At 48.8% G+C, this 12,514-nt stretch carries 20 protein-coding genes and 1 pseudogene; 11 read left to right on the top strand and 10 right to left on the bottom strand.

Translation table 11 applies throughout. The features are described 5' to 3' along the window. The 5 genes from Q0W37_RS14255 to Q0W37_RS14240 all read left to right on the top strand — a co-directional run. Nucleotides 1–443: aldo/keto reductase (locus Q0W37_RS14255; RefSeq protein WP_297702219.1), on the top strand; the 443-nt coding region annotated here is incomplete at its 5' end. A gap of 114 nt (nucleotides 444–557) precedes the next feature. Then, nucleotides 558–1,481, top strand: coding sequence for a phosphatase PAP2 family protein (locus Q0W37_RS14250; protein ID WP_290943392.1), 924 nt, complete (start codon nucleotides 558–560; stop codon nucleotides 1,479–1,481). A 328-nt stretch (nucleotides 1,482–1,809) separates the two neighbouring features. Further along, on the top strand, nucleotides 1,810–2,085 hold the full coding sequence (locus tag Q0W37_RS14245) for a type II toxin-antitoxin system RelB/DinJ family antitoxin (RefSeq protein ID WP_290943389.1): 276 nt from the start codon (nucleotides 1,810–1,812) through the stop codon (nucleotides 2,083–2,085). Next, nucleotides 2,085–2,363 (top strand): type II toxin-antitoxin system YafQ family toxin, encoded by a 279-nt coding sequence (locus Q0W37_RS15480; RefSeq protein ID WP_366075268.1) that lies wholly within the window; start codon nucleotides 2,085–2,087, stop codon nucleotides 2,361–2,363. Before Q0W37_RS14245 ends, Q0W37_RS15480 begins: the two co-directional genes overlap by 1 nt. Before the next feature lie 142 nt (nucleotides 2,364–2,505). Next, nucleotides 2,506–2,838: a putative quinol monooxygenase gene (locus Q0W37_RS14240; protein ID WP_366075271.1), complete on the top strand. Its 333-nt coding sequence runs from the start codon at nucleotides 2,506–2,508 to the stop codon at nucleotides 2,836–2,838. A gap of 25 nt (nucleotides 2,839–2,863) precedes the next feature. Here Q0W37_RS14240 and Q0W37_RS14235 read toward each other — a convergent pair whose 3' ends face one another. The 3 genes from Q0W37_RS14235 to Q0W37_RS14225 form a co-directional block, all read right to left on the bottom strand. Beyond that, on the bottom strand, nucleotides 2,864–3,670 hold the full coding sequence (locus Q0W37_RS14235; RefSeq protein WP_297702218.1) for a LysR family transcriptional regulator: 807 nt from the start codon (nucleotides 3,668–3,670) through the stop codon (nucleotides 2,864–2,866). Nucleotides 3,671–3,884: 214 nt separating this feature from the next. Continuing rightward, nucleotides 3,885–4,604: a RhuM family protein gene (rhuM, locus tag Q0W37_RS14230; protein ID WP_297702217.1), complete on the bottom strand. Its 720-nt coding sequence runs from the start codon at nucleotides 4,602–4,604 to the stop codon at nucleotides 3,885–3,887. A gap of 259 nt (nucleotides 4,605–4,863) precedes the next feature. Next, entirely contained in the window at nucleotides 4,864–5,802 is a 939-nt protein-coding gene (locus Q0W37_RS14225; protein WP_297702216.1) for an aldo/keto reductase, read from the bottom strand. Nucleotides 5,803–6,072: 270 nt separating this feature from the next. Here Q0W37_RS14225 and Q0W37_RS14220 point away from each other — a divergent pair, with 270 nt between their 5' ends. Both Q0W37_RS14220 and Q0W37_RS14215 read left to right on the top strand, forming a co-directional pair. Continuing rightward, nucleotides 6,073–6,351, top strand: coding sequence for a nucleotidyltransferase family protein (locus Q0W37_RS14220; RefSeq protein WP_072813035.1), 279 nt, complete (start codon nucleotides 6,073–6,075; stop codon nucleotides 6,349–6,351). Next, nucleotides 6,341–6,781 carry a HepT-like ribonuclease domain-containing protein gene (locus tag Q0W37_RS14215; protein ID WP_297702215.1) on the top strand — a complete coding sequence of 147 codons (441 nt, stop codon included), beginning with the start codon at nucleotides 6,341–6,343 and terminating at the stop codon, nucleotides 6,779–6,781. The genes Q0W37_RS14220 and Q0W37_RS14215 overlap by 11 nt, the downstream gene beginning before the upstream one ends. 46 nt (nucleotides 6,782–6,827) lie before the next feature. Here Q0W37_RS14215 and Q0W37_RS14210 read toward each other — a convergent pair whose 3' ends face one another. Beyond that, nucleotides 6,828–7,031, bottom strand: a complete 204-nt coding sequence (locus tag Q0W37_RS14210) for a hypothetical protein (RefSeq protein WP_297702214.1) — start codon at nucleotides 7,029–7,031, stop codon at nucleotides 6,828–6,830. On the opposite strand from Q0W37_RS14210, the gene Q0W37_RS14205 reads away from it, so the two are divergent. The 3 genes from Q0W37_RS14205 (at nucleotide 7,030) to Q0W37_RS14195 (ending at nucleotide 8,428) form a co-directional block, all read left to right on the top strand. Further along, nucleotides 7,030–7,194, top strand: coding sequence for a hypothetical protein (locus Q0W37_RS14205; protein ID WP_297702213.1), 165 nt, complete (start codon nucleotides 7,030–7,032; stop codon nucleotides 7,192–7,194). The two genes, Q0W37_RS14210 and Q0W37_RS14205, sit on opposite strands and share 2 nt — an antisense overlap. A 181-nt stretch (nucleotides 7,195–7,375) precedes the next feature. Continuing rightward, on the top strand, nucleotides 7,376–7,888 hold the full coding sequence (locus Q0W37_RS14200) for a flavodoxin (RefSeq protein WP_297702212.1): 513 nt from the start codon (nucleotides 7,376–7,378) through the stop codon (nucleotides 7,886–7,888). Between the two features lie 6 nt (nucleotides 7,889–7,894). Then, nucleotides 7,895–8,428, top strand: a complete 534-nt coding sequence (locus tag Q0W37_RS14195) for a GNAT family N-acetyltransferase (protein WP_297702211.1) — start codon at nucleotides 7,895–7,897, stop codon at nucleotides 8,426–8,428. A 29-nt stretch (nucleotides 8,429–8,457) separates the two neighbouring features. Here the strand turns inward: Q0W37_RS14195 and Q0W37_RS14190 are convergent. From Q0W37_RS14190 to Q0W37_RS14165, 6 genes and pseudogenes are all read right to left on the bottom strand, one after another. After that, a pseudogene (locus Q0W37_RS14190) lies at nucleotides 8,458–8,682 on the bottom strand (thioredoxin family protein); the annotation flags it as partial. A 26-nt stretch (nucleotides 8,683–8,708) separates the two neighbouring features. After that, nucleotides 8,709–9,671 (bottom strand): permease, encoded by a 963-nt coding sequence (locus Q0W37_RS14185; protein WP_297702209.1) that lies wholly within the window; start codon nucleotides 9,669–9,671, stop codon nucleotides 8,709–8,711. A gap of 35 nt (nucleotides 9,672–9,706) precedes the next feature. Further along, nucleotides 9,707–10,150, bottom strand: a complete 444-nt coding sequence (locus Q0W37_RS14180; protein WP_297702208.1) for a C-GCAxxG-C-C family protein — start codon at nucleotides 10,148–10,150, stop codon at nucleotides 9,707–9,709. Then, nucleotides 10,143–10,439 (bottom strand): helix-turn-helix transcriptional regulator, encoded by a 297-nt coding sequence (locus Q0W37_RS14175; protein WP_297702207.1) that lies wholly within the window; start codon nucleotides 10,437–10,439, stop codon nucleotides 10,143–10,145. The genes Q0W37_RS14180 and Q0W37_RS14175 overlap by 8 nt, the downstream gene beginning before the upstream one ends. A gap of 108 nt (nucleotides 10,440–10,547) precedes the next feature. Beyond that, entirely contained in the window at nucleotides 10,548–11,015 is a 468-nt protein-coding gene (locus Q0W37_RS14170) for a pyridoxamine 5'-phosphate oxidase family protein (RefSeq protein ID WP_297702206.1), read from the bottom strand. A 93-nt stretch (nucleotides 11,016–11,108) separates the two neighbouring features. Then, a complete protein-coding gene (locus Q0W37_RS14165; RefSeq protein ID WP_297702205.1) occupies nucleotides 11,109–11,612 on the bottom strand; it encodes a hypothetical protein in 504 nt (167 codons plus the stop codon). A gap of 238 nt (nucleotides 11,613–11,850) precedes the next feature. On the opposite strand from Q0W37_RS14165, the gene Q0W37_RS14160 reads away from it, so the two are divergent. After that, nucleotides 11,851–12,411 carry a flavodoxin gene (locus tag Q0W37_RS14160; protein WP_297702204.1) on the top strand — a complete coding sequence of 187 codons (561 nt, stop codon included), beginning with the start codon at nucleotides 11,851–11,853 and terminating at the stop codon, nucleotides 12,409–12,411. Nucleotides 12,412–12,514: the final 103 nt, after the last annotated feature.

Here is a 12,514-nt window from a genome sequence, read left to right as displayed (position 1 = left end):
ACTATCTTTGGCCAATCGTTCGAGAGATAATAAAGACTGCTATTGAGAATGAGCACGTGAACCAGATCGAATTGCATCCGTTCTTTTCGCAGTATGCCGCCATCGAAAACATGAAGGGCTACGGCACCGTCCCGCAGGCTTGGGCACCGCTCGCCGAAGGCAAGCACGGCATTTTCACGCACCCGCTCCTGAGTGCCATCGGCGAAAAGTACGGCAAGACCGCCGCCCAGGTGGCTCTCAAGTGGAATGCCCAGCGCGGGGTTTCCATTATTCCGAAATCCGTTCATAAGGAACGCATGGAACAGAATATTGACATTTGGGACTTTTCACTTACCGCCGAAGACATGAAGCAGATTGATGCTCTGGACATAGGCCATAGCGAAATCATCGACCATAACAATCCCGAAGTTGTCAGGTATATTCTCTCTGCAAAGTCGGAATAGGGGGAGGAATGCGGGAAAAAAGGGTCTTTCCCATGGTTTTGGCCTAGGAACGGGTACGGTTGCGGAAGGGTGGCTTGACAAGGCTGTTAAATTTTGGGAATTTGTAGATAATCGATGAAAAAAGTTCTGACGACATTCAAGACGGTATTGCTTTCGCTCGTGTTCACGACGGTGGCGTACGCCGCGGATCCCTCTGCCGAATTTCCCGACAGCGTAAATGTTGCCGATGCTCATGCCGAAACGCCTTCGATTGATTCAACAACCGTGGATTCCGCAGCCATCGATAGCGCACAAAAGCTTTCCCCGTTCGATCATTTGGGCCACAACATGCTGCTGAGTGTGTTCGGCTGGCCGCTCGGGTTCCACATCCTCGGCGGTGCGCTTACGTACAAGTTCTCGATGGAAAACAACGACCTGATGGTGGCCCGTTTTGCAGCGCGTCAGGATCAACTTGTTTACGGCATCGCATTCACTCCCGGCATGATGATGGGAACGTTCTTCCCGATCCTTGTTCCGGGCTACATGTACTTTATCAGCGACAACCGCGCGCTGAACAACACCGGTGCCGTCGCCGTGCAGGCTACCGCCGTGGCGTTCCTCTACAACAACATCCTCAAGGCGATTTCGGCTCGCGAGCACCCTGACGCGGAACTCAACAGCGGCGAGCGTTCCCGCGATTTCAAGTGGGGATTTTTTAGGCGCGGAGTATTTTACGGCTGGCCCTCGGGGCATTCCATGACCAACGCGGCCATGGCCATGAGCATCGCAAGCTACAACCGCGACAAGCCTCTCGTCGTGGCGGGCTGCGCCCTGTATGCGGGCTACATCGCGACAAGCATGGTGCTCGGCGCAAAAGGGGAGGCCCACTGGTTCTCCGACGCCGTCGCGGGCACCTTGATGGGAGCCTCCATCGGCTGGTACATCGGCAGCGTGTTCTACAAGGAAAAAGTCGGCGAAAAGCAGACCCCGCCCAAGGTCACCATCGCCCCGCTATTCTACAGCGACACCAAAGGCGCCGTGCTCAGCGTGAGGATATAAGTCAAACGCCTGGTACACAACCTTGTGTAACGATGAAAGGGGGAGGGGGCTTGCCCCTAGGCAAAAACATTCCCCTTCAAAAAATGCATAAACCTCTTGACAACCGCCATCTAGTAATTTATATTTAGTGCACAAGTGTGTAGAAAATCATTTTCTCGCACGGTGTAAAACAAGCAAAGCCCCGCCTTTTTTATGCATGTAGGCGGAGGGAGGAAAGATGTGTGAAGATAAATGGCCTAAATCGGTCCCAAATTCGCAAATTAACGGTCAAATGTATTGCATTTGCATTGAAAATGAATTAAATTTGTACAAAAACGAGGTAATTCATATGGCAAATGCAGTTTTGCAGACAAGAATCGACAAAGCCACCAAGGACCAGGCGGAAGATTTATTTGAATCACTCGGACTGGATATCACTACGGCTATTAGACTTTTCTTGAAGCAGGCGATTAATCAGCGCTGCATCCCTTTCGATATCGTTCCGCCTCAACGCGAGTTCTCGGATTCGACGTTGGCCGCTATTGAAGAGGCGAAAGGCCTTGCTAGGAACCCCAGGACAAAAAGGTATTCTTCTGCCAAGGAACTCCTTGAGGATTGCAAGTAATGGTCTATGAGCTTATTAAGACATCTCGTTTTAAGGCGGGAGTGAAACTTGCTCGGAAGCGGGGGTTGGACATTTCGCTTCTAGAAAATGTCATTGAAAAATTGCGACTTGATCAACCGCTTGAGGCAAAGCATCGTAACCATGAATTGACGGGAAATTTCAAAGGCGTCTGGGAATGCCATATTCAACCGGATTGGCTATTGCTTTATCTGAAGAAGATTTTTCCGACAGCAAACCATAAAAGCATTTGCTTTCACTATGCGTCACACGCATACTGAGCATGAAAATTAAGCATTTTGTGCATGCTCCGAAAAAATTTATATTATATGCAAAGCATTTCGGAGTGGCAAAGTGAAACTCAAGTTTTTAACGCTATTTTCAATCCTTGCGCTCGCTGCGAGCGTGTTTGCGGAGAGTGCCATGAGCAACATTACGGTAAACCTGCGCTATACGGGTAAGAACGGGGCGGCAAAGAAGTTCGCCGAAGAGATGGTTTCTAGCGGGACGGTGGCGAAAATCCGTGCCGAGAATGGCAACATCCGCTACGAATATTTCCAGTCGCTGGACGATCCCGAGACCATCTTGCTGATTGACGCGTGGGAAAGCCAGGCGGCCATCGACGTGCACCACGCTTCGCCCATGATGAAGACGATTGCGAAACTCCGCGACAAGTACGACTTGAAAATGACTGTCGAACGCTACACGCCCGACAACACCATGCCCAAGACCGACGAAAAGTTCATCAGGAAATAAGTCGCGACAATGCAATGCCCGCGCGCTATTTCATTAACTTCACCTTGAAAAATTCCACGTTCATTTCGCGGTCGGCGAGCGGCACAATCTTGCGGTCCTTGGGGATTTCGTAATCGAACTGGTGGTCCGAAACGAACGTCAACAGCGAAGACTGCTCGATGAGCTTTGAAATGCCCTTCGTGCTGTCGTGCTTGATGAAGGTGACATCGGGAATCTTCTTGCGCTTGACCTGCTCCCAGAAGCCCACGTTGCTGCGCTGGATGATGGTCTCGCCCTTGAGTTCACGGAGCCGGATGGACTTGCGCTTGGCCAGCGGGTGCTTTTTGGGGAGCGCAATCGAGAGCCGCTCCTGCATGTATTTTTCGGCGCGGTATTTCTTTGCGCGTGGGGCCTTGAGCGTGATGCCGATATCCGCCGTGCCCTCGTTCAGCGCCTTCAGCACGCCCGCCTCGTTGTCGATAATCTCGTAAGTGACTTGCGCACCGGGGTATTTCTCCTGCAGTTCCTGCACCATCCGCATGGCGGGGAGAATGGCCACCGACGCGATAGAGAACGTGCGCGTGCTCGCTCCCTGCGGGCTCACCTTTTCCATCATCTCGCTTTGCAAGTCCATGATGCGCTTCGCGTATTCGGCGACCGTGCGTCCCTTCTCGTTCAGCTCGATGCGGTTCTTTTTGCGCTCGAAGAGCGGAGCGCCGATTTCGTCTTCCAGCTTCTTGAACGCGCGGCTCACCGCCGGCTGCGAAGTGTAGAGCTTGTCCGCAACGGCAGAAAGCGTCCCGTATTCCAGGAACCCGGCCAGCAATCGCAAGATGTAAGTCTCGACAAACATAAAAAGCCCCTTTTGGGGGAGAATATAATAATTCTGCTATGCGTCAAGTGAATAGTGGTGGAGGTTTTGAATTAAAATGCACTATTTTCCTTTTGTATTTTGCTCCACTTTCACAATGACTTCGGCGGGTGTCACGAAATCTAGCACGCTGAAAGCAGTCATTTCGTTACCCATATCGTTGCTCTTCGAGCCAAAATACTTGGCCTCGGCAATGTCAATGCAAGCATTGCCGCTGCTCTTGGCCTTCGTATTTTATAAACGAAGCTCCAAAGTGATATACAGTGTCGTCGACCAGAAGAAAACGGTCGTGAATCGTGCGCATGGTCTTCAATTCTAGTTCAGGATATTGTTTTTTGTGCAAGTCTGCCGCAGCCTTGAATTCAGGTGTAATTCGTGAGGAGTAGATTTTTGCCGAAACGCCTTTTGCTCGCATGGCAGCAAATTTCAGCACCTCGATGGTGGCATATGGGTCAATAAATACCACGGACTTTTTTGCCCTCTTCACAAGATCAGAAATCAGCACGAAACCGTCAAATCGCGTTCCAGTCGCAAGAATGCCTCCTGAGGGAGCTTGTGAAGCTTTCACAAAGAAGTCAATATGCTGCTCGACGGCGGAGAGTCGCGTATCAACATTTGTGAGTTTAGCGCCTTGGTCCTCAATGAGTTGCCGCTGTTCGTGCAAGCGGTCTGCAATTTGCAAATCAGTCGCAATTTTACGTTGGTTTACGGCATAGCCCTTGAGTATGTAGTCTTTCAGGACTTGATTGGCCCAGCGGCGGAATTGAGTACCTCTTAGAGATTTTACTCTATATCCGACAGAAATGATGACATCTAATGAGTAAATTGTGGTTGGTTTGAACTTTGAGAGAGTATTGTGCAAAATTTGCACATTACTTTTTTCATCTTTCGTTCCCGACTTGGTCGGGAATCTCAATTTTATCCTTTTGGCTCATTTTTACTCCATAAAAAAAGCCGGCCTTTGGATATATTAAAAGCCCAATTTCCATTGGGGATATACCAAATAGCCGACTTTTCTAGTCGAACGTGGCTTGCTGGCGGAAATCCGCAGCCAGTGCCTTTTAGGGGATAATATACAAAAATTTAGCCCCAAAACGTTTTTTTATTCAATAAATACACTGTATTGGATAAAAAATGTACTTTTTTATCCAGTTTGACTAAAATTTTGGCGATTTTCACCAGTTCTCGTAGCGGTGTCCCGTATCGAGGGCGGCGATTTGCTTCATTTCGTCGTCTGTCAACTCGAAATCGAAAATCGATATGTTTTCTGCGATGTGGTCAGGGTTCTTGGAGCCCGGAATGGCAATGTAGCCCGATTGCACATGCCAGCGCAACACCACCTGTGCGGCCGATTTCCCGTGAGCCTTCGCTATCTTTGCGACAACCTTGTTCCCCAAGACGTCTTCGGTGTGGCCGCGCCCGCCCAGCGGGTAATAAGATTCCACCACGGCGCCGTAGCGTTTTGCGTAATCCTTGAATTCCGTGTTCTGGTAAAACACATGGTTCTCGTTTTGCACCACGGCAGGCTTTATTTCGAAATCGGCAAAAAAGCGCTTCGCCGTATTTTCGGTGTAGTAGTTCGAAATGCCGATGGAACGGACCTTCTTCGCCTTCACAGCACGTTCCATAGCCTTGTAAACCGCCTTGTCCTCGGCGTCGCTCCCGTGCTGGTGCAACAGCATCAAGTCGATATATTCGAGCCCCAGCTTTTCAAGAGAGTCGTCGATGTCTTCGTCCAGGGAACTGCTCCACGGCACAAGTTTCGACGTCACGAACAAATCTTCGCGCTTCACAAGCCCGTCGTCAATCGCCCGGCGGATTCCCCTACCCACGGCTTCTTCGTTGTCGTAGTATTTCGCCGTATCAATCAATCGATACCCGTTCTTGATGGCGACATAGACTGCGTCTTCTGCCACCTTGCCGCGCAAAGTCCAAGTGCCAAGCCCGAGAACCGGCATATCGAAACCCGAATTCAACTTGACCGTTGGGGCCGCCCCTTTGCTATTCTGCACGATTGAATCTCCTTTGTTCGAAACTTTCGGCATAGCCTGCGACGCCGCATCGCTCGAACACGCCATGAACAGGAAAACGAACAAGAAACTGAACCACCTCATGCCCTAAAAATAACCAAATCCCGCAACAAACCCAAATACTTATTTCGCATAAAAGATATGCTTTGAAGGCATAGGTGGGGAAAGCCTCCCCCTCGCTCTCCTTCGTTGGCTTAGGGACCAGGCCGGGGAAATGCCCATAAGACATTGGTTACTGTGGTAATATTTTCTCTGTAGATTCGCAAACATTACTGAAATCAGTCCTAAGTCACACTAGTCTTGTTGCACAAACGGACAGAAAAATGTATATTGGAAATGTAATAAGGGTAAATTATGGTGTTCGCCGAAAACATATTACGGATATTCCGTGAAAACAAACTTCTTGCGAAGTATCGCCTGAAGGATGTCTTTGTTTTCGGTTCGTCTGTTCGAACAGCAACTCCCAACGACATTGACCTACTAGTCCGTGATTTCCAGGACTACAATGACCTGTTGTCCTTGCGAAAGGAACTTTCCGAAAAAACAGGCAAGTCCGTGGATGTCGTCATAGAGAAGTTCGCAAACCCCATTATCCTGTATCGAGCAAGCAAGGAGTCCATCCGTGTCGAATGACCCCAGGAACGACCTTTTCCACTTATTGGGAATGCTCGAATCCCTGTTGAAAATTCAAAAATATACACGGGATATTCATTCCACTGAAGAACTTCTTGAGAAAGAAGACCAGATGGTATTCAACGCATGTTTGACTTTGCTTGCAAACATAGGCGAATCCATCAACAAACTCTCGAACGCTGCCAAAGCGGGAATCGCAAGCGAAAACATTCAGGCAATTCGCGGTATGCGCAACAGGATTGTTCACGATTATGCTGGGCTCGACTCGTTTGTTGTTTACAACACTATAAAGAACGATCTTGATCCGCTAAAGGAAACCTTTATCAAAATCATTAGAGAAGGTCTAGCAAACAAGTCTTTTGACAAAGGTGAATTTGAAGCAGCGAAAAACGCGGGCTTTTACAAGTTCATTGATTTCAGTGTAATTTAAGAGCTGTCGTACCGACCTGGCCCTTGACTGCGGAACGCCCAGCTTTTTACTCTCTGTTCGCGAAAGCCTTGATGCCGCCTTCCATGAGGGTTGCGGCGAGGTCAATCATTTGTTTAAGCGGGATTTTGCGGCCGTCTTGCACCCACTGGCGGTATAGCACAAGCGTGGTGTTGTTGAATGCCCGTACGATATTCTGGATGCAGACTTGCTTGGTGTGGAGTCGCGTCGTTTTGGAATGGGTGTGGGCCATGACCCGCAACCCGGATTACATCAAGGAAAACATCGAGGTGTATAACTTCAAGCTTTCCGAAGACGACATGAAAAAGATTCGCGGCCTCGACAAGGAAAAGCGCTTCTTTACCTCGACTCTCGCCGAAATCCAGCATTTCAAGGACTGGAATCCCGGTGACTAAAGGCCTTCATTGTCGCCGAACGTTTGCTCACTATACGCTACACGCATAGTGAGCATAAAAATTACGCATTACGCAGCCGTCCTGAATTTATTTATATTATAGGCAACCGGTTCAAGAAAAAAAGGCGGATCCCATGAAAAAAATCACCTTGATTCTTTTATCACTTCTTCTAGGAGTCTCTATGGCAGCAGAAAAGAAAATCCTCGTCGTTTACTATTCCCGCGCCGATGAAAACTACGGCGTGGGCGACATCAAGAAGGGCAACACCGAAATCATTGCCGAGATGATTGCCAAGAAAACGGGCGGCACGCTCTTGCATGTGGAACCCGCGAAGGAATACCCCAAGGGCTACGACGACTGCATCAACGTGGCCAAGAAGGAACTTGCGCAGGACGCGCGCCCGGCAATCAAGCCGGTGAACGTGAACCCCGAAGAATTCGACGAAATTTACGTCGGTTACCCGGTGTGGTGGGGCGAGATGCCCATGCCCATGTTCACTTTCTTCGAGAAGTATAACCTGAAGGGCAAGACAATTCACCCGTTCGTGACTCACGAAGGCAGCGGCCTCTCGGGGGTGCAGCGCCTCAAGAAGGTGACAGGGGCGAACGTGACTCCCGGCCTCGCCATTTACGGGCATGTCGCGCAGAATGAACGCGAAAAGGCCCAGAAAGAAGTGGACAAATGGGTGAAATAAGTCGCTATGAGGTCTGTACAACTTAATTCTGCCGCAGCGAACGAAGATGTTCGTCGTCTTTACGAGACGGCGTTCCCGAAAGAGGAACAGATTCCGTGGGCAGACTTGATGCGGCTCATGAAAACGATGTCGCTGGATTTTACCGTTTACTACGAGGAAGAAATACTTGTCGGGCTGACGATTGTCTATCCGCGCAAAGAGTTCAACTGGTTCTGGTATTTTGCGGTGCCCGAAGAATTACGTGGGCAGGGAATCGGCCAGCGCATTCTCACGCAGTTGATAGAAGAGTACAAGGGAAAATCCAACATTCTCGACATGGAATCGCCGGAACAAGTCTGCGAAAATTCCGAGCAGCGCAAGCGTCGCCATGCGTTCTATTTGCGGAATGGGTTTCGCGACACGGGAGTTGGAAAATCCTTCAAGGGAATTGATTACACCATCATGATGAACGGCGAAGGAACGTTCACGCAACGCGACTACGACCTGATTATTGACGAACTGCGCTCTTTTTGGGATGCAATGCCGAAGGAAGGGAGATGAAAACGGATAAGACTTGGCCTATTCTGGCTTTATTTCCCCTCAAGTAATGCGCTGATTTCTGCGGGTTTTAAAATTTTCCCTTGCGACACGACTTTCTCGTTAATCACGAGCGCGGGCAACGACATTACTCCGTAGCCCATGATTTTCTGAAAATCGGTAACGTATTCGACGGCGTAGTTTTTACCTTCAGCCGCACTTGTCGCGTTATCGAAAAGTTGATGGCAGGACTTGCAGCCGGAACCAAGAACTTTGATGCATCCAGAATAAATCATTCTTGCTCCTATATAATGTAATGTTGTATGATGTTGAAAAAGTACCCAACGACAATGATTCCGATTGTGCAAATTGCGATAAAGACTCCAAGAAGTTTTGCCTTCACAATCTTTTTCAGCATTATCATTGAAGGGAGTGAAAGCGTCGTGACGGCCATCATGAACGCGAGGACGACCCCAAGCTTGGCGCCTTTTGCGAGTAACGTCTCTGCGATGGGGATGCATCCGAAAATGTCGGCGTACATCGGGACTCCGCAAACAGTCGCAATTATGACTCCGAATGGATTTCCTGAACCGAGCGAACTTACGACCCATTCTTCGGGAATCCAGTTATGGATGAATGCTCCAATTCCGACACCGATAATAATATAGGGGAATACCTTCCGTGCGGTAGTCGTAACTTGTTCCAGAGCGTATTTTAGACGGTCTTTTTGGGTGAGTTTGTCCAGTGGAAGGTCTATGCTTTTTCCGTTTCGGATAAAGTCTTCAACCTGATTTTCAAGGTGCATTTTTTCGATAATCGAGCCGCCTACGACAGCAATTACAAGACCGACTATCACATAGATTACGGCAACCTTCCAGCCAAAAATGCTCATGAGCAATACGAGAGAGCCTAAATCTACCATTGGCGATGAAATGAGGAACGAAAATGTAACGCCGAGAGGTAATCCTGCGGTTGTGAAGCCCATAAATAGCGGTATTGAGGAGCATGAACAGAACGGTGTTACCGTGCCGAGTAGGGCTGCAATGCAATTTGCGGCAATCCCGTGAAATTTTCCGAGAATCTTTTTTGTCCGTTCCGGCGGAAAATAACTTTGGATGTAGGATATCGCAAAAATAAGGATGCCGAGCAGCAGCATAATCTTTATCATGTCATAGACAAAAAATTGCAGGCTGCCGCCGAGTTTTCCTTCGGTGTCGAGGCCGCAGGCGTTAAGTAACGAGCCGATAAGGTCGTTCAGCCATTTCATGCCCAAAATCTGGTTTTGTACAAAATCCCACATGCTTAATCGTCATTTTCTAGTATTTCGGAAACGATCTCTGCCGCTGCTCTTACCATATTTGGGCATATTTTCCCGAACAGGCCATTTGCTCTTGCAAATTTTTTTCCTTCTTCGTTCCCTAAATCGCAGCCAAGTAAATCGCGACAGATATATGAACCCTTGCGTTTTTTAAACTCTTCAAGGAACAGGACTGCTATTTCGTGGCCTCTTGTGCGGCTGTCAATATCGTTTTCGTCGAACTGCCCGTATTTTAATCCGAGCACCATGAGCGCGCCCGTACATGCTCCGCAGACTTCGCCCTTGCTCATTCCTCCGCCGAAACATGCGCCAATCTGCAAAGCCTGCTTTTCTGTAATGCCGAATTGCTCTGCAAATGCTGCAAGCACTGCCTGCGAGCACACGAATCTGCGTTCGAAAAGTTCAACTGCTTTTGAAATATTATCCATTGTTGTATTCTCCTGTTGCTGTTAAATCGAATATGCACTTTATGGCTGCTTGTGCGCCGTCTTTCGAAATAGAGTAATGCATCCACTTTCCCTCTTTTCTGCCGACCACAAGACCGCTGTCGCAGAGTATTTTCATGTGATGAGACAGCGTAGGTTGGCTGAGTTGCATTTTTTCGAGAAGGTGGCAAGCGCAAAGTTCTTTTTTGCGCAATAGCTTGAGTATTTGGACCCTGTTCTCGTCGCAAAGTCCTTTGAATATCGTTGAAATTTCTTCGCTTGTTTGCTTCATAATATTCTCATATTGAAAAATGTCGATATAAAATATATAAACATATTTAGATTTGTCAATATGTTTTTATGTTTTAAACAATGTTTTGCTGTGATAAAAACGCTTATGTCATTTCAAATGCCGCTTTCCGGTGATTTCGTCAATTTCGATTTTGATGACGGCGGTGTGGGAGAGCGCCATGGCGCTGTAGGCGATGGTCTTGATGCCGTGCGGTATTTTGTAGCCGTTGTGGAGCATAATGCTGTCAAGCCCTGCGGTGCGTTCCTTAGAATCTTCGACTAGCGAAGCCGTTCCAAATCCGATGATGCTTTCGTAGAAGCATGTCCATTTGCAGGCGTCTTCTGAAGCGTTTTCAGGGCCGCTTGTTTCGACAGATGTTTCGGCGCAGAAACTCACTTGCGGGTTCGCCTTGATGGCGTCGAGTTTCTTGCCTTCGCCCGCTCCGTGGATGTAGATGGAGAGTTTCTTTTGTCCATCGCTTTCGCGAACGATAAAGCCGAAATTGACCGGCACGGCGTAAGGATTGCCGTTGCTGATTAAAAGCCAAATGCAGAACTTTGCACCGGCTGAGAACATCTATGATTTCGTCAAACTCTTTGATTTCGCGGTCTTTGCGTCGCATAAGTTGCTTTTTTTTTCTTGGCTTGTATTTAATGAGCTTGTTAAAATTTACGCCCCGATGAACTTGTTGATTTCTTGCAAATAGACGAGCGCTCGATCCTTGGAGAAATAGTCTATCACCAAGCCGGATAAGGCCAGATAGATGAGCACAAGCGCAGTGCCGCGAAGCCAAAGTGCAGGGCAGAATGCGAACATGCATGTTCCGGCAACAAACAGAATTGCCGCTACAACAATCGTCATCGGGTAAATACCCATGAACCCATCGACTCGGGCTTTCTCGCTTTGAACAAATTGCTCGACAGGTTGTTCCTGGTATTGTTTCTCGAACTGCGCTAGGCGATGATGGTTGTTTATGGCAAGGCTTGCGCCGCCAGCGGCATGCAAAAGAGCGACTAGAAGCATCGGAATCCAAATTGCTCGTGCCGAATCTGATGCGCCGAAGCGCCATACCGCGAAAGTCAGGACGAGCATGACGACGCCTGCGCCCACCATAGCGTAATCTTCAAAGATTTCGCCCTCGAACCATTTTCTGGTGTATTCTATAAAATCCATGAGTTGACTCCTGCGGGTTAAAGGCTTTTAAGTTGCTTTCTTGAAAGCTAGTAAATTAATCTGATGTGTCAAGGATGGGATTGATGGTTTCGCTCAAACCGGAATATAATTTTGTCTATGCTTTATAGGCATAGAAGTCTATGATAAATAAGTATTTGCTATTGGGTGGCTCTTGATGTATATTATAGGAAGTTCCCGCTCGGAGGCGGGGATGACAACTTAGGAGCGGAGGGCTCGAATGAAAAAAATTATCCTCATCCTTTTAACATTTCTCATGGGAGTCACTATGGCTGCTGACAAGAAAATTCTGGTCGCGTACTATTCCCGCACGGGCGAAAACTACGGCGTGGGCGACATCAAGAAGGGCAACACCGAAATCATTGCCGAGATGATTGCCAAGAAAACGGGCGGCACGCTCTTGCATGTGGAACCCGCGAAGGAATACCCCAAGGGCTACGACGACTGCATCAACGTGGCCAAGAAGGAACTTGCGCAGGACGCGCGCCCGGCAATCAAGCCGGTGAACGTGAACCCCGAAGAATTCGACGAAATTTACGTCGGTTACCCGGTGTGGTGGGGCGAGATGCCCATGCCCATGTTCACTTTCTTCGAGAAGTATAATCTGAAGGGCAAGACGATCCACCCGTTCGTGACCCACGAAGGCAGCGGCCTCTCGGGTGTGCTGCGCCTCAAGAAGGTGACCGGCGCGAATGTGACCCCCGGCCTTGCCATCTACGGACACGTGGCCCAGAACGAACGCGACAAGGCCCAGAAAGAAGTCGATAAGTGGGTGAAGTAGGCTTGCACCTTACTGGCGGAACGTCATCAGAGAAATTTCTAGCAGAAAGTCACGGTGATTTCCGTGCCTACGCCTATGGCGGATTGTAACGAAATCTCTGCAT

This window comes from uncultured Fibrobacter sp., from assembly GCF_947166265.1.
GTDB lineage: Bacteria > Fibrobacterota > Fibrobacteria > Fibrobacterales > Fibrobacteraceae > Fibrobacter.
Note: the sequence above shows the minus strand (reverse complement) of the source record. Positions and strands in the feature narration are given on the sequence as shown.

Bases quoted from the DNA above. Each gene is read 5' to 3' on its own strand.
- Q0W37_RS14250 (WP_290943392.1), top strand. From the start codon at position 558: ATGAAAAAAGTTCTGACGACATTCAAGACGGTATTGCTTTCGCTCGTG.
- Q0W37_RS14245 (WP_290943389.1), top strand. From the start codon at position 1,810: ATGGCAAATGCAGTTTTGCAGACAAGAATCGACAAAGCCACCAAGGAC.
- Q0W37_RS15480 (WP_366075268.1), top strand. From the start codon at position 2,085: ATGGTCTATGAGCTTATTAAGACATCTCGTTTTAAGGCGGGAGTGAAA.
- Q0W37_RS14240 (WP_366075271.1), top strand. From the start codon at position 2,506: ATGAGCAACATTACGGTAAACCTGCGCTATACGGGTAAGAACGGGGCG.
- Q0W37_RS14235 (WP_297702218.1), bottom strand. From the start codon at position 3,670: ATGTTTGTCGAGACTTACATCTTGCGATTGCTGGCCGGGTTCCTGGAA.
- Q0W37_RS14225 (WP_297702216.1), bottom strand. From the start codon at position 5,802: ATGAGGTGGTTCAGTTTCTTGTTCGTTTTCCTGTTCATGGCGTGTTCG.
- Q0W37_RS14220 (WP_072813035.1), top strand. From the start codon at position 6,073: ATGGTGTTCGCCGAAAACATATTACGGATATTCCGTGAAAACAAACTT.
- Q0W37_RS14205 (WP_297702213.1), top strand. From the start codon at position 7,030: ATGACCCGCAACCCGGATTACATCAAGGAAAACATCGAGGTGTATAAC.
- Q0W37_RS14210 (WP_297702214.1), bottom strand. From the start codon at position 7,031: ATGGCCCACACCCATTCCAAAACGACGCGACTCCACACCAAGCAAGTC.
- Q0W37_RS14200 (WP_297702212.1), top strand. From the start codon at position 7,376: ATGGCAGCAGAAAAGAAAATCCTCGTCGTTTACTATTCCCGCGCCGAT.
- Q0W37_RS14195 (WP_297702211.1), top strand. From the start codon at position 7,895: ATGAGGTCTGTACAACTTAATTCTGCCGCAGCGAACGAAGATGTTCGT.
- Q0W37_RS14185 (WP_297702209.1), bottom strand. From the start codon at position 9,671: ATGAAATGGCTGAACGACCTTATCGGCTCGTTACTTAACGCCTGCGGC.
- Q0W37_RS14180 (WP_297702208.1), bottom strand. From the start codon at position 10,150: ATGGATAATATTTCAAAAGCAGTTGAACTTTTCGAACGCAGATTCGTG.
- Q0W37_RS14175 (WP_297702207.1), bottom strand. From the start codon at position 10,439: ATGAAGCAAACAAGCGAAGAAATTTCAACGATATTCAAAGGACTTTGC.
- Q0W37_RS14170 (WP_297702206.1), bottom strand. From the start codon at position 11,015: ATGTTCTCAGCCGGTGCAAAGTTCTGCATTTGGCTTTTAATCAGCAAC.
- Q0W37_RS14165 (WP_297702205.1), bottom strand. From the start codon at position 11,612: ATGGATTTTATAGAATACACCAGAAAATGGTTCGAGGGCGAAATCTTT.
- Q0W37_RS14160 (WP_297702204.1), top strand. From the start codon at position 11,851: ATGAAAAAAATTATCCTCATCCTTTTAACATTTCTCATGGGAGTCACT.